The 19,927-nt window shown below is 53.7% G+C and carries 23 protein-coding genes; 16 read left to right on the top strand and 7 right to left on the bottom strand.

The features are described from left to right. Window positions 1–3: 3 nt before the first annotated feature. Complete coding sequence (locus tag J4G78_RS06370) at window positions 4–1,956, bottom strand: S9 family peptidase (protein WP_207989429.1); 1,953 nt, start codon at window positions 1,954–1,956, stop codon at window positions 4–6. Between the two features lie 72 nt (window positions 1,957–2,028). Here J4G78_RS06370 and pabB point away from each other — a divergent pair, with 72 nt between their 5' ends. The 6 genes from pabB (at window position 2,029) to msrA (ending at window position 8,359) form a co-directional block, all read left to right on the top strand. Further along, complete coding sequence (gene pabB / locus J4G78_RS06365) at window positions 2,029–3,813, top strand: aminodeoxychorismate synthase component I (RefSeq protein ID WP_207989427.1); 1,785 nt, start codon at window positions 2,029–2,031, stop codon at window positions 3,811–3,813. 30 nt (window positions 3,814–3,843) lie between these two features. Then, on the top strand, window positions 3,844–5,118 hold the full coding sequence (locus J4G78_RS06360; RefSeq protein WP_207989425.1) for an O-acetylhomoserine aminocarboxypropyltransferase: 1,275 nt from the start codon (window positions 3,844–3,846) through the stop codon (window positions 5,116–5,118). Further along, window positions 5,118–5,420 carry an alkylphosphonate utilization protein gene (locus J4G78_RS06355; protein ID WP_207989424.1) on the top strand — a complete coding sequence of 101 codons (303 nt, stop codon included), beginning with the start codon at window positions 5,118–5,120 and terminating at the stop codon, window positions 5,418–5,420. The genes J4G78_RS06360 and J4G78_RS06355 overlap by 1 nt, the downstream gene beginning before the upstream one ends. Window positions 5,421–5,709: 289 nt before the next feature. Further along, window positions 5,710–6,912 (top strand): pyridoxal phosphate-dependent aminotransferase, encoded by a 1,203-nt coding sequence (locus tag J4G78_RS06350; protein WP_207989422.1) that lies wholly within the window; start codon window positions 5,710–5,712, stop codon window positions 6,910–6,912. Between the two features lie 509 nt (window positions 6,913–7,421). Next, window positions 7,422–7,595 carry a hypothetical protein gene (locus J4G78_RS06345; RefSeq protein ID WP_207989420.1) on the top strand — a complete coding sequence of 58 codons (174 nt, stop codon included), beginning with the start codon at window positions 7,422–7,424 and terminating at the stop codon, window positions 7,593–7,595. Between the two features lie 26 nt (window positions 7,596–7,621). Then, complete coding sequence (gene msrA, locus J4G78_RS06340; protein ID WP_207989419.1) at window positions 7,622–8,359, top strand: peptide-methionine (S)-S-oxide reductase MsrA; 738 nt, start codon at window positions 7,622–7,624, stop codon at window positions 8,357–8,359. A 210-nt stretch (window positions 8,360–8,569) separates the two neighbouring features. Here msrA and infC read toward each other — a convergent pair whose 3' ends face one another. The 4 genes from infC to thrS form a co-directional block, all read right to left on the bottom strand. After that, window positions 8,570–9,109 carry a translation initiation factor IF-3 gene (gene infC / locus J4G78_RS06335; RefSeq protein WP_207990486.1) on the bottom strand — a complete coding sequence of 180 codons (540 nt, stop codon included), beginning with the start codon at window positions 9,107–9,109 and terminating at the stop codon, window positions 8,570–8,572. A gap of 96 nt (window positions 9,110–9,205) precedes the next feature. Continuing rightward, window positions 9,206–9,514 carry a CopM family metallochaperone gene (copM, locus tag J4G78_RS06330; protein ID WP_510621981.1) on the bottom strand — a complete coding sequence of 103 codons (309 nt, stop codon included), beginning with the start codon at window positions 9,512–9,514 and terminating at the stop codon, window positions 9,206–9,208. Continuing rightward, a complete protein-coding gene (locus J4G78_RS06325; RefSeq protein ID WP_207989417.1) occupies window positions 9,463–9,726 on the bottom strand; it encodes a hypothetical protein in 264 nt (87 codons plus the stop codon). Before J4G78_RS06325 ends, copM begins: the two co-directional genes overlap by 52 nt. Beyond that, a complete protein-coding gene (gene thrS / locus J4G78_RS06320) occupies window positions 9,723–11,729 on the bottom strand; it encodes a threonine--tRNA ligase (protein WP_207989415.1) in 2,007 nt (668 codons plus the stop codon). The genes J4G78_RS06325 and thrS overlap by 4 nt, the downstream gene beginning before the upstream one ends. Window positions 11,730–12,101: 372 nt before the next feature. Between thrS and J4G78_RS06315 the strand changes: the two genes are divergently transcribed. From J4G78_RS06315 to J4G78_RS06275, 9 genes are all read left to right on the top strand, one after another. Further along, window positions 12,102–12,518 (top strand): hypothetical protein, encoded by a 417-nt coding sequence (locus J4G78_RS06315; protein WP_207989413.1) that lies wholly within the window; start codon window positions 12,102–12,104, stop codon window positions 12,516–12,518. Next, window positions 12,515–12,958, top strand: a complete 444-nt coding sequence (locus J4G78_RS06310; protein ID WP_207989412.1) for a hypothetical protein — start codon at window positions 12,515–12,517, stop codon at window positions 12,956–12,958. Before J4G78_RS06315 ends, J4G78_RS06310 begins: the two co-directional genes overlap by 4 nt. Further along, on the top strand, window positions 12,955–13,386 hold the full coding sequence (locus J4G78_RS06305) for a hypothetical protein (RefSeq protein ID WP_207989410.1): 432 nt from the start codon (window positions 12,955–12,957) through the stop codon (window positions 13,384–13,386). The genes J4G78_RS06310 and J4G78_RS06305 overlap by 4 nt, the downstream gene beginning before the upstream one ends. Next, window positions 13,383–13,574 carry a helix-turn-helix transcriptional regulator gene (locus tag J4G78_RS06300; protein WP_207989408.1) on the top strand — a complete coding sequence of 64 codons (192 nt, stop codon included), beginning with the start codon at window positions 13,383–13,385 and terminating at the stop codon, window positions 13,572–13,574. The genes J4G78_RS06305 and J4G78_RS06300 overlap by 4 nt, the downstream gene beginning before the upstream one ends. Window positions 13,575–13,596: 22 nt before the next feature. Continuing rightward, window positions 13,597–14,562 carry an alpha/beta fold hydrolase gene (locus J4G78_RS06295; RefSeq protein ID WP_243457248.1) on the top strand — a complete coding sequence of 322 codons (966 nt, stop codon included), beginning with the start codon at window positions 13,597–13,599 and terminating at the stop codon, window positions 14,560–14,562. A 28-nt stretch (window positions 14,563–14,590) separates the two neighbouring features. Beyond that, window positions 14,591–14,953 (top strand): hypothetical protein, encoded by a 363-nt coding sequence (locus J4G78_RS06290; RefSeq protein WP_207989406.1) that lies wholly within the window; start codon window positions 14,591–14,593, stop codon window positions 14,951–14,953. 156 nt (window positions 14,954–15,109) lie between these two features. Then, window positions 15,110–15,856, top strand: a complete 747-nt coding sequence (locus tag J4G78_RS06285) for an alpha/beta hydrolase (RefSeq protein ID WP_207989405.1) — start codon at window positions 15,110–15,112, stop codon at window positions 15,854–15,856. Window positions 15,857–15,896: 40 nt separating this feature from the next. After that, entirely contained in the window at window positions 15,897–16,685 is a 789-nt protein-coding gene (locus J4G78_RS06280; RefSeq protein WP_207989404.1) for a tetratricopeptide repeat protein, read from the top strand. 78 nt (window positions 16,686–16,763) lie between these two features. After that, window positions 16,764–17,270, top strand: a complete 507-nt coding sequence (locus J4G78_RS06275; protein ID WP_207989403.1) for a DUF3617 domain-containing protein — start codon at window positions 16,764–16,766, stop codon at window positions 17,268–17,270. A gap of 100 nt (window positions 17,271–17,370) precedes the next feature. Here J4G78_RS06275 and J4G78_RS06270 read toward each other — a convergent pair whose 3' ends face one another. After that, window positions 17,371–18,144 (bottom strand): hypothetical protein, encoded by a 774-nt coding sequence (locus tag J4G78_RS06270; protein WP_207989402.1) that lies wholly within the window; start codon window positions 18,142–18,144, stop codon window positions 17,371–17,373. A 126-nt stretch (window positions 18,145–18,270) separates the two neighbouring features. Between J4G78_RS06270 and J4G78_RS06265 the strand changes: the two genes are divergently transcribed. Then, window positions 18,271–19,152 (top strand): LysR family transcriptional regulator, encoded by an 882-nt coding sequence (locus J4G78_RS06265; protein ID WP_207989400.1) that lies wholly within the window; start codon window positions 18,271–18,273, stop codon window positions 19,150–19,152. On the opposite strand, the gene J4G78_RS06260 is transcribed toward J4G78_RS06265, so the two are convergent. Next, on the bottom strand, window positions 19,142–19,918 hold the full coding sequence (locus J4G78_RS06260) for a PdaC/SigV domain-containing protein (protein ID WP_207989398.1): 777 nt from the start codon (window positions 19,916–19,918) through the stop codon (window positions 19,142–19,144). The two genes, J4G78_RS06265 and J4G78_RS06260, sit on opposite strands and share 11 nt — an antisense overlap. Between the last annotated feature and the right edge of the window lie 9 nt (window positions 19,919–19,927).

Raw genomic sequence — 19,927 nt, 5'->3', positions numbered from 1 at the left:
CACTTACTCTCCGTTTAGCAGGTATTTCTGCCAGAATAGCAGCGACGCCCAGAACTGATAGTCTGCATTTGCCTTTTTGCGAAACCCGTGTCCTTCATTTTTCGCCAGCAAGTGCCAGGCTGGCCGTTTATTGGCGCGTACCGCCTCCACAATTTGATCGGCTTCACTGGCCGGTACCCGCGGGTCATTGGCACCGGTGACGACCATCAAGGGGATATCAATTTCACTGGCGCGGCGCAGCGGGCTGATTTCTTCGAGCTTTGCGCGATGTTCCGGGATTCGCTCATCGCCATATTCCACCCGGCGCAGGTCCCGGCGATAAGGCTGGGTATTTTCCAGAAACGTGACGAAATTGGAAATGCCGACCACTTCCAGTCCGGCTTTGAGCTGATCGCCATAGCGCAGCATGGATGCCAGCGTCATATAGCCGCCATAGCTGCCACCGGTGACAGCGATGCGGCGCTTGTCGATGCGTTTGTCTTTGCGCAAGTGAGAGAGAAAGGCACCGATATCCTTGACGCTGTCTTCCCGCCGGAACGGACCATTGTCCAGCGCGACAAAACGCTTCCCGAAACCGGTAGAGCCGCGCACATTGGGATAGAAAATGGCAATACCAAGTTCATTGATCAGATAATTATTGCGGCCCAGAAAGCGCGGTGTCGCCTGACCTTCCGGTCCACCGTGGATATTAATAATCAGCGGGCGTTTGCCCTTATGCTTTGCGGTATCGGGGCGATAGAGAAAGCCCGACATTTTTTCGCCATCGAAACTGGTAATTTCGATCAGTTCCGGTGCGACATTCTGGGCGGCGTCAAGCCCGCCCGTTTCGCTTTTCGTCCAGCGTGTGATCGCCAGTGTTTCCGGGGTGAGGCTATAGCTATCGCTGCCCCCTTGGTTGGCGTTGAAGGTGAAACCCAATTCCCCCCAGGGCGCGAATTTTATGCTGCCGATAACGCCGGGGCCCAGATCGGACACCACGCGGATCTCGCCATTTTGCGTGTCGTATATCTTCAGGACCGATCGCCCTGCCTGATTGACTTCATAGGCGATCCAGCGGCCATCTTTGCTGATGTCAAAGTCGGAGATGTCCCAGATTTTCTCATCAACAATCGGCTCAAACATGGATGTTTCAATATTGACCGTGCCAAGACGCTGAACGTCGCTGCCATCATCGGAAGCCGCCCATAGCCGTCCATCCGGCGCAAATTGCAAACCGTTATAGGCAACCGGATTGCTGCTATTTGTCAATTTGCGCGATGTGCCATTGGCAATGTCGATCAAATAAAGCTGGTTGTCGGTAATCGAGACATAGTTGAACACCAGCAGATGTTTGTCATCTGGCGAAAAGTCGATTGGAAACCAACCACCGCCAGTTGACGCGACCAGCATGGTCGCTCCTTCTGGTTTGGCGGGGTTCATTAGATAGATGTCATTATATAGCCCGGTACGCTTGTTTGAACCGAAAGCGAGCAAGTTCCCCTTGCTCGACCATGGGCCCAGGCTGTTGCGGCTTTCGCCATCGGTCAGCATTTTCGGAATACCGTTTTCCAGCGCAAAAATCTGGTTCACTTCATTGCCGCCAATGTCCTTTTGGAACAACAGGGCAGAGCCATCGGGCGCATAGCCAGCCGAGCGCGCAGGTTCATTGCCAAAGGTCAGTTGTTCGCGCCTGGCGCCTGGTGTCGCTATCCGGTGCAGCTGGCTGGTATCAGCAAAGCGGGTGCGCACCAGCATCGCCTTGGTTTTCGGGTCCCAATCGACAAAAGCGGCGGTTCGGAATTCCATATAGGGCCGGGTCTTGTCGACAATGGCCTTGGGAATGCCCGGTACTTGGTCGGCGACCAATGCGGCGGGTTTGGGAGCAATCGCGTCAGTATTTTTATCTGCTGCAAGGGCAGCCGGAGCGAAGAGTTGCAATGACGCAGCGACCAGCGCGCCGATAAATGTGATGCGCATCAGGCGCTTCTCCCTGTTTAGATTCGTTCATGCTTATGGACGAACGGTATAAAAAGCAATTAGGGGAGGGGGATGGTCCCAGACAACAGTCCTTTCATATTGCTTGACGATGCCCGTGAGGGAGGCGATGCGGCACCGGCTCGTCTCTATCGCAATCCGGTCCAGATAGTGGAGGTGCGAAAACCGGACGATCTGGATACGGCTTTGGACAGTTTGGCCAAAGCACAGCAACGCGGGCTGCATGCTGCGGGCTACATGTCCTATGAAGCAGGAATGGCATTGGAAGACCGGTTGTTGGATCGCCTGCCCGGACATCGGCCTTGCCCACTGGCATGGTTCGGTTTGTTTGAAGACTATACCCTGTTGCAACCAGATGAAGTCATCGATCAGCTTCCGGATCCGAAAGGTGCTTGGTTAGGGACATTGCGACCCGGCGTGACCCGGCGGGAATATGACCGCGCCTTTGCCAAGGTGCAGGATTATATTATTGCTGGTGATATTTATCAGGCCAATCTGACATTTCGGGCTCATGCGCGGCGGGCCGGCCATCCTCTCGCGCTCTATGCCGCGATCCGTGACCGCGCCAAGGCTGGCTATGGCGGCGTTGTTTTTGATGGCAAGGACTGGATCTTGTCTTTTTCCCCGGAACTGTTTTTTGCAATGAAAGACGGCCGGATCACGGCCAAACCGATGAAAGGGACAGCAGCGCGGGTGAAGGATGCAGCCGCTGATCTGTTGGTTCAGGCGGAGATGCTCAATGACCCCAAACAGCGCGCCGAAAACCTGATGATCGTCGATCTGCTGCGTAATGACCTGTCGCGTGTGGCAGAGCCCGGCAGCGTAAAGGTGCCAGAGCTTTTCCATGTCGAAACCTATCCCACGATTCACACGATGACTTCGACCGTGACCGCGCAACTCAAAGACGGTCTCGATGCGGTTGATGCGCTGCGCCAGATATATCCGTGTGGCTCGATCACTGGTGCGCCGAAAATCCGGGCGATGGAAATTATCGATGAACTGGAAAAGGACCAGCGCGGGATCTATTGCGGGTCGATCGGCCGGATGGATGCCAATGGCGATGCTGCCTTCAATGTCGCTATCCGAACATTTTACCTCGAAATGGACCAAGATACCCTTTCCATCGGCCTCGGCTCTGGCATAGTTGCAGACTCTGTTGGGGGCGACGAGTGGCGGGAATGTCTCGCCAAGGGGAGATTTGCGGCCGTGGATGTAGGCGTGGATACAGACGTAAGTGACGCTGTGGACCTGATTGAGACGATGGCGTTTGACCCCGAACGCGGCATCCTGCGCCTTGAAGCGCATCTGGAACGGATGAAAGCCAGCGCCGCTGCCTTGGAGTTTGAATTTGACCGCCACGCCGCGCGCAACATGATACAGGCGATCACCTTTCATCAGGATCAACCCGCCAAAGTCCGGTTGATGCTGTCACGATCGGGCGCGATTGCAATTGAATTGCAGCCCATGCCCGAACCGCTAAGTGAGCCTGTATCGGTCAGGTTGGTGCCAATGTCCGCCCATCCGCAAGATTACCGCCTGCATCACAAGACGAGCGACCGCAGTGTCTATGCCGTGCCCGGTCTAAACGGCCGCGATCATCCCATATTCCATGACTCGCAAGGCTATCTGACTGAAGGCGCGATCTGGAGTATATTTGTCGAACGCGACGGCAAGCTGTTGACGCCGCCGCTTGGACGCGGTGTGTTGCCCGGGATCTTGCGCGGTCAATTACTGGAAAGCGGCGATGCGATCGAAGCGGATTTGCAGGCTGGAGATTTGGATAGCGGTCTCTATATTGGAAATAGCTTACGCGGTCTGGTGAAGGCTGAACTCGCCTAAACAATCCATTCGCTTTTGACGGAGATACTCATGACTGATCATCTGGAAACCATGGCTGTGCATGCTGGCACGGAACCCGATCCCACCACAAACGCCCGGATCACACCCATCTATCAGACCGCGTCTTATGTTTTCGACGATGTCGATCATGCCGCGGACCTGTTCAATCTCGACGCGGTGGGCAATATTTATACCCGCATCATGAACCCGACCAACGGCGCGCTGGAAGGCAAGATTGCCGCCATGGAAGGCGGAGCGGCCGCGTTGGCAGTGGCCTCGGGTCATGCGGCGCAACTGCTGATTTTCCACGTGCTGATGGACCCCGGTGCGCACATCGTTGCGGCGAAGAAACTTTACGGCGGTTCGCTCAACCAGCTGGCGCATAGCGTCAAGAAATTCGGCTGGAACGTGACTTTTGTGGATGCGGACATATTGGATGAGGTCAAAGGCGCGATTACCGATGATACGCGCTGTGTCTTTATCGAAAGTCTCGCCAATCCGGGCGGCGTGGTGCAAGATATAGCTGGCATTGCCGATATCGCCCATGCGGCGGGCATCCCCCTGATTGTCGATAATACCATGGCTTCCCCTGCGCTTTGTCGCCCGATTGAGCATGGAGCCGATATAGTCGTGGAAAGCGGCACAAAATTCCTTGGCGGTCACGGCAACAGCATAGCGGGCCTGATCGTGGACAGCGGCAAATTTGACTGGACCAAAAGCGAGAAATTCGCGTTTCTCAACCAGCCCAATCCTTCCTATCACGGCAAAGTTTTTACCGATGCCTTCGGCCCGATTGCCTTCATATTGGCGGCCCGCGCCCTGTCTTTGCGCGACCTGGGCCCTGCCTTGGCACCGTTTAATGCGTTTCAGGTTTTAACCGGCATGGAAACGCTCACCCTGCGGATGGAGCGGCATTGCGACAACGCGCTTGCCCTGGCGAAATGGCTGCAGAGCCGTGATGAGGTAAGCTGGGTCTCCTATGCTGGACTGCCCGATAGTGATTATCACGCGCTGGCCCAGAAATATCTCGGGGGCAAAGGCGGCGCGGTTTTCACCTTTGGCCTGAAAGGCGGATATGATGCGGGCACTCAGTTGGTTTCTGCCGTGAAGATGTTCAGCCATCTCGCCAATATCGGCGATACCCGTTCGTTGATCATCCATCCCGCCTCAACCACGCATAGCCAATTGTCTGGAGACGAGCTGGTTGCCGCTGGTGCTGGTCCGGACGTCGTGCGCGTCTCCGTTGGTATCGAGCATATTGACGATATTATCGCGGATATGAGCCAGGCGCTCGACGCGCTGTAATGGCTGACGGCGACGGCGAATATATCTATGACGAAGATAGTGGCGAGTGGCTGAGCCCTGAAGAGGCAGCAGCCAAAGCCAAGGGACCGGATGTTGTTGACGCGGTCGGCAATCTCTTGGCCGATGGTGATGCGGTAACCCTAATCAAGGACCTGAAGGTCAAAGGCGCAGGGCAGACGCTGAAGCGTGGTACGCTGATCAAATCCATCCGGCTTACTGGTGATGCGCAGGAAATTAATTGCAAGCATGAGGGGATTAAAGGCCTCGTCCTGCGCGCGGAATTTGTGAAAAAGCGCGGCTGAACCAATTCTGCTTTCCTACATAGGTCTGCCTCTGGTAAGTCAGGGCGGTGATAGAACCAAACTCGGCCTTTTGGACGGTATCATCGTCCTGTTTGGGCGGCTCGGCCTGTCGCTCCAGAGGCTCCGTTCAACAGAATTTCACCCCCGTTTTGCGTATTATTTGTATAATTTCTCAACCGAAGACGAATTAAAATCACAATAAAATGATGGTACGGGCAATCTCCCTGTTGCAGCAGGCTTGCATTGATATTAGGCATCGCTCGCACGCCTTCCATATAGGACCCACCCGATGACCAAAATTTCCCAAGCCCTCGGCAGAATACAGCCCTCCGCAACCATGGCCATGTCTGGCCGGGTTACCGAACTCAAGGCACAGGGCATTGACATTATAGGCCTGTCTGCTGGCGAACCGGATTTTGACACGCCGGATTTCGTCAAGGAAGCAGCGATCAAAGCCATTCGCGATGGCGATACGAATTACACAACAGTTGATGGCACAGCGGCAGTGAAAGAAGCGGTCGCCGCCAAATTTCTGCGTGATAATGATTTGACCTATGCGCCTTCCCAGATTTCCGTGAATAGCGGTGGCAAGCACACATTGTTCAACGCGTTGGTCGCGACGCTGGATGCTGGCGATGAGGTGATTATTCCCGCGCCATATTGGGTCAGCTATCCCGACATGGTCAATTTTGCTGGCGGTACGCCCGTCATCATCGCGGCAGGCGCGGACCAGAATTACAAGATCACACCGGACCAGCTCAGCGCCGCGATCACGCCGAAAACGAAATGGCTGATCCTGAACTCACCATCTAACCCAACCGGGGCGGCCTATAGCGGTGAGGAGTTGAAGGCGCTGGGCGAAGCGTTGCTACCGCATCCACAGGTGATGGTGATGACCGACGATATGTATGAACATATCTGGTATGCCGATTTCCCGTTCACCACCATCGCGCAGGTTTGCCCCGATCTTTATGATCGCACGTTAACGGTCAATGGCTGTTCCAAGGCTTATGCAATGACCGGGTGGCGGATTGGCTATTCCGGTGGCCCCGAGTGGCTGATCAGCGCGATGCGCAAGCTGCAGTCGCAATCAACCTCCAATCCCAGCTCCATTTCTCAGGCGGCGGCAGTGGCTGCGCTCAACGGCCCACAGGATTTTCTGGCCGACCGTAATGCCGCGTTTTTGAAGCGCCGGGATCTGGTCGTGTCGATGCTGAATGATACACCGGGCCTCAATTGTCCGACGCCAGAAGGCGCGTTTTATGTCTATCCTGATGCGAGCGAGTTGATGGGAAAGACCACGCCAAAGGGCAAGACGATCGAGAATGATCAGGATCTGATCGGCTATTTTCTGGATGAGGCAAAGGTGGCGGCGGTTCACGGTGCAGCCTTTGGTCTGTCTCCTGCTTTCCGGGTCAGCTATGCAACATCGGAAGATATTTTGAGGGAAGCGTGCACGCGGATACAAAAGGCGTGTGTGGCGTTGGTTTGATTTAACGGGGTTTTTGTTTGACCTCAGGCGCCGGGCGGGCACATCCGTGCCCTTGGCTACGCGAGCGGCCGGTCGGCCTTGCCTCGCTGCGCTCGGACGATGCTCCTGAGGGCAGGAATAGGGTGCTCGCTCTCGATCTGTGCTCCGCACTTGATGCGGAGCCTAGGTTAGACGGGCGTGACGGCCATCCTGGGCTCCGGGTCGGGGCCCGGAGCACGGCAGTGATGGCTGGGAAGTTGTCTAACAACTCAAACTTGCTACCAAACCGACGCGAAGCGGAGGCAAGGCTGACCGGCCGCCCGAGCTTATGCGAGGAAAGCCAAGGGCACGGATGTGCCCGCCCGGCGCCTGAGGTTAAATAAAGAATCGGTCCAATAAACAATTCCTTCACCCGCTAAAACTGAATGTCGTCCTGTGACGGTGTTCACAGCCGGGAAAGCAATCCTATATTATTAGTGTAACCAATTCAGGGGTCGCTCCGAACAGAGGGTAACCACAAGGAACAGAAAATGCCGAACTTTTTGAAATCAGATCTGACTTACAGCTTAAGCGGTGGCTTTATCCTGGGCGCGCTTATGTTATTCTTCATGCAACCAAATGAAGAGCAACAAAGTTATGATCAGACGGTATCTTCATCGGTCAGTGCCTTTGACGCAGCCCACAGCGTTGACGTTTTAAGCTAAACCAGATCAGAAACGGGGCGTTTGATATGAATAGTGTTTTTCCCAAATTGGCTATTGCCGGGGCCAGTCTGGCCACTTTTGCGGTCTTGTGGACCAGTATCGACGCATCCTCTCTGGAAGAACAAAGCCGCTCTAACCCATTCGTGAGCGAAGCCCATGCGGCTGAAAAAGTAACGATCATCCCCGCGCCCCGTGTTGATGCGGCGGAAAAGGGCAAGCGCGCCGTTGCGATATTCGCCGGCGGCTGCTTCTGGGGCGTTGAGGGTGTTTTTGAACATACTAAGGGCGTCATCAGCGCCGTATCCGGCTATCATGGCGGGACCAAGCGCAGCGCCAATTACAAGCTGGTAAGCGCTGGCTTGACCAATCATGCCGAGGTGGTTCGCGTGGTCTATGATCCGACTGTCGTCAGCTATGGTCAATTGATGCAGGTATTTTTCTCGGTCGTCGCTGACCCGACAATGCTAAATGCGCAAGGCCCTGATCGCGGCAAACATTATCGCAGCGCGCTCATTCCCACCAGTAACGCCCAAGCCAAGGCGGCCCGCGCGTATCTGAAACAATTGGATAGCGGAAAATATTGGAAACGACCAATCGTGACCAGGATCGAACCCTATAAAGCCTTCTATCCGGCAGAAACCTATCATCAGGATTTCATGCAGAAAAACCCCCGCCAAGGCTATATCGTTCGGTGGGACAAGCCAAAGGTTGCCAATCTCAAGCGTCATTTCGCGAAACAATATCGCGCCCGACCAGTGAGTTAGAGGCAGCACGGCAATTCCGGCACCGAAAGTCGCGGCCATTTAACCTGGCATTAGTTTTGCCGTGTTATTCATAAACAGAATCGCACGGCAATACGGACAAACCCATGGTATCGCAAAATTTCGAATTTGCTATCGCGCTGGCGTCGATAATCGTTGGTGTGGCTTTCATCTGGGTTGCGCACAAGCATCCCAACTAATCGCCTCACCGGACTATTTAGGGCACAGCACCATCAGCATCTGACGGCCTTCCAGTTTGGGATAGGCTTCGACCTTGGCGGTTTCTTTGGTGTCTTCCTGAACCCGTTGCAGCAATTGCATACCGAGCTGCTGGTGTGACATTTCACGGCCGCGGAAGCGCAAAGTGACTTTGACCTTGTCACCATTGTCGATGAACTTGTTCACATTGCGCATCTTCACCTGATAATCATGATCGTCGATATTGGGACGCATCTTGATTTCTTTGACATCCTGAACCTTTTGGGTCTTGCGCGCTGCATTGGCCTTTTTCTGGGCCTCATATTTGAACTTGCCCACATCCAGGAATTTCGCAACGGGCGGTGAGGCGTTAGGAGAAACCTCTACCAGATCGAGGCCAACATCCTTGGCCCGGTCAATCGCTTCGCCGGTATTCATGACGCCCAGGTTTTCACCTTTGTCGTCGATGACCCGAACGGTGTCGGAAATGATCAAATTGTTGAAACGCGGACCGCCTTTGACGGGCGGTGTGGGACGGCGTGGTGGTGCAGCTATGTTAAATACTCCTAGATTATTGAATGAAGCGGGCAATAGCGGGGAATCGCAAAAGCCGCAAATTGTATATATACTTAGTGGTGCGAAACCGCATGATCAATGGTTGGAATGATCTTCGGGGTCTGCTGGTGTCACTTGCGGGATATCAGCAACCTTGCCAGTATTCTCCAGCGATTTCGGTAATAAAGACTTGCGCGCTGGCAAAGCATCCCGTTTTTCCAACCATTCCCGCATCTGGGCGATTTCCTTGTTCTGGCTGTTGATGATTTGCTGCGCCAAATCGCGTGTTTCGGGATCTTTGCCATGCTTCAGCACAATTTCAGCCATTTCTACCGCGCCTTGGTGATGCGGGATCATGCCTTGCATGAATGCAATATCGGGGTCCGGGTCGATCGTCTTACCCATGTCAGCATGCATCTTTGCATTGGCGCGAATATAGGCTTTAACGGCGTCATTGCTATCACCGGACTCTTGTTCCTGAGCCCCTGTTCGTGGTTGCTGTGATCATCAGTAGCCATGGCGACTGTTTCCACCGCCGCGCCATTGTCGTCAACCGGTTTGCATGCGATCAGCACAAAAGCTGTCGCTGTTGCAAAGGCGATATTGCGTTGTTTCACGCTTTCTGTCCTTTCAAATCCGGTGCCAGCGCTTCTTCGGTCAGCATCGCGACCGCATCGTCTAAGCTTAAAAACATCTGCTCTTTTTGGCCCAGCTTCCGCAAGGCCACTTTGCCCTCTTCCGCTTCGCGCATGCCAACGACAAGAATATTCGGAACCTTGCCAACACTATGCTCACGCACTTTATAGTTGATCTTCTCGTTACGTAGATCGGCTTCGACCCGAATGCCGGCGGCCTTTAGTTTCTCGGCAACCTGTTCGGCATATTCATTCGCATCGGTCACGATCGTGGCAACAACGGCCTGTGTCGGCGCGAGCCATAGCGGCATCTTGCCAGCATAATGCTCGATCAATATGCCGATAAAACGCTCATACGAACCGAATATCGCGCGGTGCAGCATCACCGGCCGGTGGCGGGCACCGTCTTCGGCAATGTAGCTGGCGTCCAGGCGCTCGGGCAAAACACGGTCGGACTGGATCGTGCCAACTTGCCACGTCCGGCCAATTGCGTCGGTCAGATGCCATTCCAGCTTAGGGGCGTAAAACGCGCCTTCGCCGGGCAGCTCTTCCCAGCCATATTCTTCTGTCGCCATGCCGGCGTCAATAACCGCCTGACGCAATTCACCCTCGGCCTTGTCCCAGTCGGCGTCAGAACCAAATCGTTGTTCCGGCCGCAGTGCGAGTTTGATCGAATAGCCTTCAAAACCCATGTCTTTGTAAATTCGGTCGGCAAGCGCACAAAAGGCGCGTACCTCCTCGACAATCTGGTCTTCACGGCAGAAAATATGGGCATCGTCTTGGGTAAATTGCCGTACCCGCATCAGGCCGTGGAGTGCGCCATGGGGTTCGTTGCGATGACAGCAGCCATGTTCAAACAAGCGCAGTGGCAAATCGCGATAGCTTTTGATTCCTTGCCGGAAAACCAGGACATGTGCGGGGCAATTCATCGGCTTGATGGCCATCATGTCAGCATCAGACGATATGACGGGCGCATCGTCTTCGGTGCTCGGCACTTCATCCGGAACAACGAACATATTTTCGCGATATTTACCCCAGTGACCGGATTGTTCCCATTGCTTGGCATCCATGATCTGCGGCGTCTTGATTTCATCATAGCCAGCATCATCAATGGCGCGGCGCATATAAGCCTCCAGCTCGCGCCAGATCACAAAGCCTTTAGCGTGCCAGAATATGCTGCCCATGGCTTCTGACTGGATATGGAACAAGTCCATTTCCTGGCCGAGCTTACGATGATCGCGCTTGGCCGCTTCTTCGAGCCGCACCAGATGCGCCTTGAGCTGTTTCTTGTTCAGCCAGCCGGTGCCGTATATCCGGGACAATTGCGGGTTGCGCTGATCGCCGCGCCAATAGGCGCCCGATACGCGGGTCAATTGAAACGCCTGCGGGTCGAGCTTGCCGGTGGAGGGCAGATGCGGACCACGACACATATCCATCCAGTCATCGCCGGACCAATAGACACTGATTTCATCGCCTTCGGGCAGTTCGGCAGCCCATTCGGCCTTGAATTTTTCGCCATCTTTTTCCCACAGCGCGATCAGGTCATCGCGCTCCCACACTTCGCGGCGCAGCGGTTTGTCTGCCTTGATAATCCGGCGCATTTCCTCTTCGATCTTAGGCAGATCATCATCGGTAAACGGATCGCCGGCAGGCGCAAAGTCATAATAGAAACCATCATCGGTCGATGGGCCAAAAGTAATCTGCGTGCCCGGATAAAGCCTCTGCACCGCCTCTGCCAGCACATGGGCAAAGTCGTGGCGTGCCAGCTCCAGCGCTTCGTCTTCGTCGCGAGACGTGATCAGGGCCAGCTCGGTATCAACCTCCAATGGCCGCATGATATCGCGCACTTCGCCGTCAATACGCGCGGCCAAAGCTGCCTTTGCCAGACCCGGACCAATATCGGCAGCAATCTGTGCGGGTGTGGTACCCGATGCCACTTCACGCGCGCTGCCGTCGGGAAGGGTGATTTTGATCATCTTGGTCATCGGGTTTCAATCTTTAAAGTTCACACAATTCTCACCATAGAATCTCGGAAAACAGCGATTCCTGGATCGAGATTGACTTAGTCACTCGTCGGACCAAGTCAACCACCTCCGGCATAACGAAGGCGCAGGACGTAGGAAAGGATTTTGGCAACGAAGTCAAGGTAGCAATGCAAGGATCATTGACACTATGTAAAGGGTAATTGACATTTCAACGAGTCATGGTCATAAAGTCAAGGTAACCTGACATTATGTCAATTTCACTTGAAGGAGAAATGTGATGAGAACGAGATTTAACACCGGCTGTCGGACGGCGCGAAACGCAGATATCGCGATGTGGGCGAGTTTCGCCATATTGTTTCTGGCGATGTTCTGGTGAGTGAGCCATCCACCCGCAACCTCTGGCAGCGCACCTATCGCGCGATCAAACCGGACTGGGTCTTTGGGTTTCTTCTGTTGGTCAGCATCACCATGCTGATTGCCGAAAATCTTGACCCGGAACCGGTTATCGCGGTTGACCCGCTCATGAAAATTTTGGCTCTTTCCGGTTTGACCTTGGTGATTGCCTTCGTTGCTACCTATGCAGCGGCAATGGACCGGCGGAAAGTCGAAGACTATTTTTTCCAGCTTATGATCAATGGTGCCATTGTGGGTATTATAACCACATTGTTCGTCAACCTTGCCTGGGATTTACTCTATGGACGGCTAATGGGTGATGATGTCATTGCCGTTATGCTGGCGAGCTGGAGCCTGGGATATTTTTTCTATCGGATAAGAGGGTTGAACAAATGACCAATCACAAAGAGCAGATGCTAAAGCGCGGATTATGGCAAAGTCTTCACCGATTGATCAAGCCAGACTGGATGTTTGGCTTCATGACACTGATAGGGCTGGGCCTGACCGTAGCTTCTTTTGTCGATCCAGAGCAGACCAAACTGGCAAGTGTTGGCCTCTGGACAAGGCTGGGGGCTATGATTCCCTTGCTATTGATACTGTCTTACTGCGCTACTTTGTTGGCAGGACTCGATCGGCGATGGACGGAGGAGTATCATTTCCAGCTGATGGCCAATGGCGCCGTAATCGGAGTAATCACAGCGGTTTTTGCCAACATGATCTGGTTGTTATTTGTTGATACGTTGGGGACGCTTACCCCTAATAATCTCATCGGAATGATAATGATTGGCTGGGGCCTCGGCTATTTTTTCTACCGTATCCGGGGGTTAAGCAAATGAACAAAAGAGATGAACAAGTAGGGTTGGAGGCGAAATCCGAGATCCCCCCTTCGATGAAACGCTATTTCTGGCGTTTGGGTATTTTTATGACAGCCTATATGGTCATTCTGATTTGGGGCTTGTCACTTAAAAATTCCGCTAACCCGCCTGAAGGCTTTTTCGTCTACGCTCTCGCCATCCTCACGGCGTTACCAATGTGCGGCGTCTTCTGGACCGTGTTCCGATTGCTGGTCGAAATGGAAGATGAATATCAGCGCTTTCTCGTCGCCAAACAGATCATGCTGGCTACGGCGATCACTTTATGTGCGGCGACGATATGGCAGTTCCTGAACGTCTATGAGTTGATGACAGAGGGGCCGCAATGGTTCGGCGTCATCTGGTTGGTGACCTTTGGAATAGCCGGCGGCATTGTCCGGTGGCGTGCATGAAGAACCGATTGAAAGTTCTCCGTGCGGAGCGCGACTGGTCACAGGCGGATTTGGCTGAACGACTGTCCGTCTCTCGGCAAAGTGTCAATGCGATCGAGACGGGGAAATATGATCCGTCACTGCCGCTTGCCTTTCGGATCGCCGGCCTTTTTGATATGGCGATTGAAGAGATTTTTCTGGAAAAGTGAAAAAGCAGAGGGAACAGCGGGCATGAACATGAAAATCTTATGTTTTCTCGGGTTGCTGGCAGCTTCGTTATTGTCAGCCTGCACAACTACGGAATCTGCTGAGCCGGTGGTATTGAACGCTGCGCGCGGGGAGCGGATCGATTTGCCGGAGGGAGCGCAATTGCTTGGCGGCCGGTATTTCACTGTGCTTGTGGAAGGGCAGGGACGCGATGTCGTCCTGGTCCCCGGCCTGTCGACATCGCGCTCGGTCTGGGATGCGACCCGCGCCAGGCTGAAAGACCGGTATCGTCTTCATGTTATCCAGATACGCGGTTTTGGGGATGCGCCCATGTCTGGCCGTGATGGACCATTGCTTGAGCCATTTATCCGTGAATTGACGGACTATATTGATGACGAAATTATCGATCGCGATAGCGGTCAAAAAGCGCTGGTAATCGGCCATTCGCTTGGTGGGCTCGCCACAATGACTTTGGCCGCGCGCTATCCCCAGGGAGTCGAAAGAGCGATGATTATCGACAGCCTGCCGTTTTTCGGCTTGCTATTCGGCCTCGATACTACCGTCGAAACACTTCAGCCGCAGGCCGCAGCCATGCGAGATGGGCTGATTGCGCGGGGGAGCAGTGCAGCAGACGAACGGACGTTGCAGACCATGTCGCGCACCGAAGCCGGCCGGGCGCAGGTTGCAGCCTGGGCCCGCTCTGCTGACACCGGCACAATGGCACAGTTGACCTATGACCTGATGACGACTGACGTTCGGCCCTTGTTGCCCAGGATAACGGTACCGGTCACGATGCTCTATCCGGTCGATGCCAGTGTCATGGCGGAGCCACGGATTACCGAGATGTATCAAGCGGCTTTTGAAGGGGCCAAGACCGTTACGTTCGAGAAAGTCGAAGACAGTCGTCATTTTATCATGCTGGATCAGCCCGAAGCCTTTGCCGCTTCGGTGGAGCGGTTTTTGCAACGGGATGATGGTAACGATATGTAAATGGTTATAATCTATCGATTATCCCGTTATGAGCGATAACAATTCTGTCGTGTGGCACCGTGATGCCAAAGGTGCGCGCAAACGCAATGTGCGGATTGAAACCATTGGCAATACTTTCCTGTTTTTTGAGAACCAGTGGCGCAGTGAAGCCTATCATTTTGGTGACTTGGTTTATCGCGGTCTAACCGGCGGCGCTCATGTTTTTGGTCTGGATGATGGTATCAAGGCACGGCCGCATTGGCAGCTCGGCTTTACCGGGGATCCGCCAGCGGAATTGAGAGGGGCATTGCCCAAATATACTCCGCCTATGCTCAGCGGCGTCGGCATGCTGATCATCGCGTTTCTGTGTCTAGGCATTGTTTATTTCGGTTCTCCCCATATTTGGGTTTGATTGCAGTTTGTGCTCCTGCGCAGGCAGGAGCCCATCTCCCCGTTTTCGAATTTTTTGCAACAGAGCTGCCGTGTTGTCCACATCAAGGTTGCGTGCACCGGGACTGCTGCATTAAGGCCTGCGCTCAGGAGCAAAGTAACGTAAGGCAGCCAATAAATGGAAGAAGATATTCTCTACATGCAGCGCCCCGGCGGTGCCAATCTCGCCTATTGCTACCGCTCAGCCAAAGATGGCGTCAAAGGTAGCACTCTGGTTTTTCTCCCTGGCTATATGTCGGATATGGAAGGCGGCAAGGCGCTCGCTCTCGACGCGTGGGCCAAGGATCAGGGCCGCGCGATGCTGCGGCTAGACTATGCCGGTTGCGGCGCCAGTGGCGGCGCGTTTGAAGAACAGAGTTTGATCGACTGGCGTGATGATGTGCTGTTTCTGATCGAAAAAGTGACATCGGGTTCGATCACTTTGGTGGGATCATCCATGGGCGGTTGGTTGATGTTGCTTGTCGCGCTCGCTCGGCCAATGCGAGTAACGGCGCTGGTCGGTATTGCCGCGGCGCCTGATTTTACCGATTGGGGTTTCACGCAGGATCAGAAAATGACGATCCTGCGCGAAGGCAAGCTGGAGGAGCATAGCGAATATAGCGAAGATCCCTATGTCACGACCAATATCTTCTGGCAGTCGGGCGAGTCCAATCGCTTGCTTCACAAGGATATCGCTTTTGATGGGGCGGTGCGGCTGCTCCACGGACAGAAAGATGCCGATGTACCATGGGCCTATGCCTTGGAGATCGCCAAGAAAATGCGTTCAGCCGATGTGCAGCTGCATTTGGTAAAGGATGGGGATCACCGCCTGTCGCGCGATCAGGATATCGAGCTTTTGATCGACGTAGTTTCGCGGCTGAATTGAAGATAGTAATTTGCTGCAGCTATAAGGTTTAACGCTGGACATGTTCACACCTCTTTTCCTCATTCTTGCGCAATCGGCGACGCCTTATGGTTCGCCCGTGCCGCAAACCATCAATCCCTCCGCTCCTATGACCATGTCAGAAGTGCGCTTTAACGAATGCGTCGACCTTGCGGTGGACGATCCGGCAAGCGGGATTGTCGAAGCGAATAAATGGCGCATCGAGGGCGGCGGTTTTTTAGCCCGCCATTGTCTGGGCTTTGCCCATGCTGAGCAATTTAACTGGGCGGCAGCGACAAAGAGTTTTGCCGAAGCCGCACAAGAAGCAGAGATTGCCAAATATCCGCGCGTGGCAAATTTCTGGGCGCAAGCTGGAAATGCTGCGTTGGCAGGGAACGAGTTTGGCAAAGCTTTGGAATATTTGAACGCGGCCCTGGTGCAGGGGAGTTTGGTCGGGCTGGAAAAAGGCGAAGTGCATCTTGACCGTGCAAGAGCACATGTTGCGCTGAATGACTATGCGGCGGCGAAAACGGAATTTGTGCAGGTCCACAAGCTCGCGCCCCAAGACCCTTTGGGCTGGCTACTATCTGCCACACTGGCGCGGCGAATGAGTGATCTGACGCAGGCCAAGGCCGATATCGCCGTGGCAGCCAAACTGGCAGCCGATGACCCGGCGGTCGCCCTTGAAGCGGGTAATATCGCTTATGCTGGTGGTGATCTGGTGCAGGCCAAGGCCAATTGGGAAAAGGCCGTGGCGATGGATGCAAAAAGCCGGCCGGCCAAAGCAGCCGAGAAATATCTCGCACAGCTTGTCACCAGCGTGGCCGAATAAGGATTTACATGACAGGGCTTTCCAATCCTTTTGGTGAAGGATAGAGGTTTTGTATCACAACAACAGAAAGCACTCTTCATGACCAATAAATTCCTGCTGCCACTCCTGTCGGCTCCTCTAATGTTGGCGGCGTGCGGCAGTGGCGGAGACGGCAGCCCAACTGCCGGTCAATATAAGCAGACCGTGGAAATAACCGAGCTTGATTTTCCTGGTATGTCCGAAGACGTAAAGAAACGGACCATCACCCAGATGGAGCAAGCGGCTGGTGGAGGCACAGGTGGTCTGTTCTGCATGCAGGGTGATGATAATGGCGCGCAATGGAAAGAAGCCGCGAAGCAAATGTCGGGTGCTTTGGGTGGTCAATGCGAAACCACTAAAGATGAAGGATCAGCGACCTCGATAGACTTGGAAATGACCTGCAAAGGCACGGGCAAGGGTGATATCAATATCAAGATGAGCGGGCAGGCCAATCCGGAAGGCTATGACAGTTCGATGGCATTTGATATCAAAGACCCAGCCAGCGGCGAAACCGCTAAATTGGCAATGAATATAGGCGCTCAGCGGCAAGGCGACTGTCCTGGCTAGGCCGGACAGGAGACGGAAGCGAGCCTGACGACCTTAAAACTTGAAAACATGATTGGGCGAGGCGGATTAAACGCTGCCCCGCCCGCGAAAATAATAGATATCACGGTTTGCCGTTGACCGACATCTCATAAAATTCAACGTTTGTTATGCCGGACTGAAAATAAGGTGCACTGGATTTATAGTCAGCCGTTTTCTGCACTTTTGCAAAGCCATTGGGGGCATCCCATTCGACGAAGGTCAATTGATTGGGGGATTCCAATGCGGTCGCATGGGCCTCCATCGTGGGATTGTTCATCTTGTAGATAAACCGCCCGCCGGCGTTGCTCACTGCATTTTCGATGCCGGACAGATAGCGTTGATAATCCTCGGGCTTTTCCGGGTTGGTCCATGCAACAACCAACGTGTAATATTTGGCGGGATCGAAGCTTATATCCATATCTTTCTCGACAGCAGCACTATAGATTCTCAACTCGTTCCAAGCCGCTGGACGCATCGCTTTGATCGCGGGCCACTCTGATTGCTTCACTAATTGTTTTTCGGATGCATGATCCGGGTAGGAGAAAAATATCAGTCCTGAGGGTTCGTAATCGCTGATCACAGCATTATCAACTTTCAGTTGAACTTCTCGTTTCAGGCCAAATTTTTCGCCCAAAGGAAGCGCCTGGCGATAATAGGATTGGCGTGCGGCATCTGCATCCGGTTTTGCGTCGGGCATGATGATCGAGAGATACTGGCCTTTGGCAACGGTCAATCGCGGCTCTTCGGTCGCGGCTGGTGATGGTGATGATTGCTGAGCCATCGTGCTGCACGCTGGCATAGTCAGCGCGACTGCGAATGCGGATGCCAGTGTTATAGAGGTGCGATTAATCTTCATGGGTTAGATACCTTTTTCGTGTTGAAATGCGTAGCGCCATTTTTGTTGCGATATCGCACCTGAATAAACGGGTAATCGTCAAAATAGTGGATGTATTTTGGTTTCCATTGGTGCAATAATGCACCGATGGAAAATTGGGATGATTATCGATTCATATTGGCGCTCGATCGGTCAGGCACAGTGCGTGCGGCAGCGAACCTATTGGGCGTAACTCATAGTACCGTCTCGCGGCGGCTGGCGGTGATCAATGCCCGTTATGGCAAACCTGTCTTTGAACGCGCTGCTGGAGGATATAAAAAAACCGAGTTGGGCATGGAGTTGGTCGAAGCAGCGCAGCAGATGGAAGAGATTAGCTTTTCCGCCGATCGCCGGCGTACGGCAGGTGAAACGGATCTATCTGGGCCGATTACCTTGTCTATTCCCGATGTGTTGGGACAATATTTGTTGCTCGATTATCTCGTAGATTTTTGCCGCCAATATCCTGATATAAAGTTATCCTTGGACAGCACCTATCGTTTTGCCGACCTTGACCGATCCGAAGCTGATGTCGTGATCAGGAGTGTCGCAAAACCGCCGGATCATTTGGTCGGCCGCTGCCTTTTTCCATATGCACTAAGCCTCTATTGTCATCGCGATTATCTGGAGAAAACCGCACCGGTGGATCGGCGATGGATTACCGCAGCAACACCAGCTGGAAAACCGCGCTGGATTGCGGACAGTCCGTTCCCGGATGTTCCGGTCGGGATCATGAGTGATGATATTACGCTGCGCCACAAAGCCGTGTTAGAGGGTCATGGTATGACCCGCGGGGCTTGCTATATGGGCGATGCGGAACCCGATCTCATACGCTTGCCGCTATCACCGCCGCCCTTTCCAGTCGCCGATTTCTGGGTACTCACTCATCCCGACCTCAAGAACACACCGCGCATCAAGGTGTTGATGCAGTTTCTTACGGCGGCTTTGCTGGAGAATCAGGATCTGATTGAAGGCCGCTTGGCTAGCGCTTGATAGCAAAGTTTTCGCGATAAGCCGGTTTGACGGCGCCCATAATCGCCTTTGTGACCGACAAATCGATCTCATAGTCGCCCTCCACATAAGGGCCGGCCGCATAGGGACCGACATTGATTTTGATGCTATCGAAACTGTTGCCCGTTGTTGATCCCAATATGATCGCATGGCCTGAAGGTGTAATGCATTTATCAAAACTATCATCGCTATCAGTTACCACTGGCTGGCCTCGTTTTTCAGCGCGCTGTTCGTTGAGTTGTTTGCAAAACTCGGTTTGTAAAGCCTGATTAAATGCTTCGGCGCTGCGGAACAGCATCAGGGGTTCGACCATCTTTTTTTGGGATTTGTTCCATATCCAGCTTTTGGTGCCATATATGCCATGCGCCCCGCCATAAAATCCATACCAATGCTGGGTCAGGCTGATAAAGGCTGGAATGTCCGCTTCTTGGCTCCAGTGGACTTGATAGTCATAGGGGAGAAGTCTTGGCCCGTTTTCCCCAATTGCTGCTGCATCGGCATGATCGCGATCAGCATCGGTTGAAAATTTCGTGTATTCTTTTTTTCTGTCCTGATTGAGATAATCATACAATCTGGAATCGCGAGACAGTGATTTGGGATAGCGATATTCGAAGGTATAGTTATCCGTTTCCCGCGTCATTTTCTCCGTCAGCGGTGTATCGGCAAGCGGTGGATCAAGCGTTGCCGAAGCGGGAGCCGCCGCCAGCAAAACGGGCAGGACAGCAGTCGCCAATTGTCGGATCATCATGTCACCAGC

Origin of the sequence: Parasphingorhabdus cellanae (assembly GCF_017498565.1) — a bacterium.
GTDB lineage: Bacteria > Pseudomonadota > Alphaproteobacteria > Sphingomonadales > Sphingomonadaceae > Parasphingorhabdus > Parasphingorhabdus cellanae.
The sequence above is the reverse complement of the archived record's forward strand: the minus strand, read 5'-3'. Positions and strand labels throughout refer to the sequence as shown.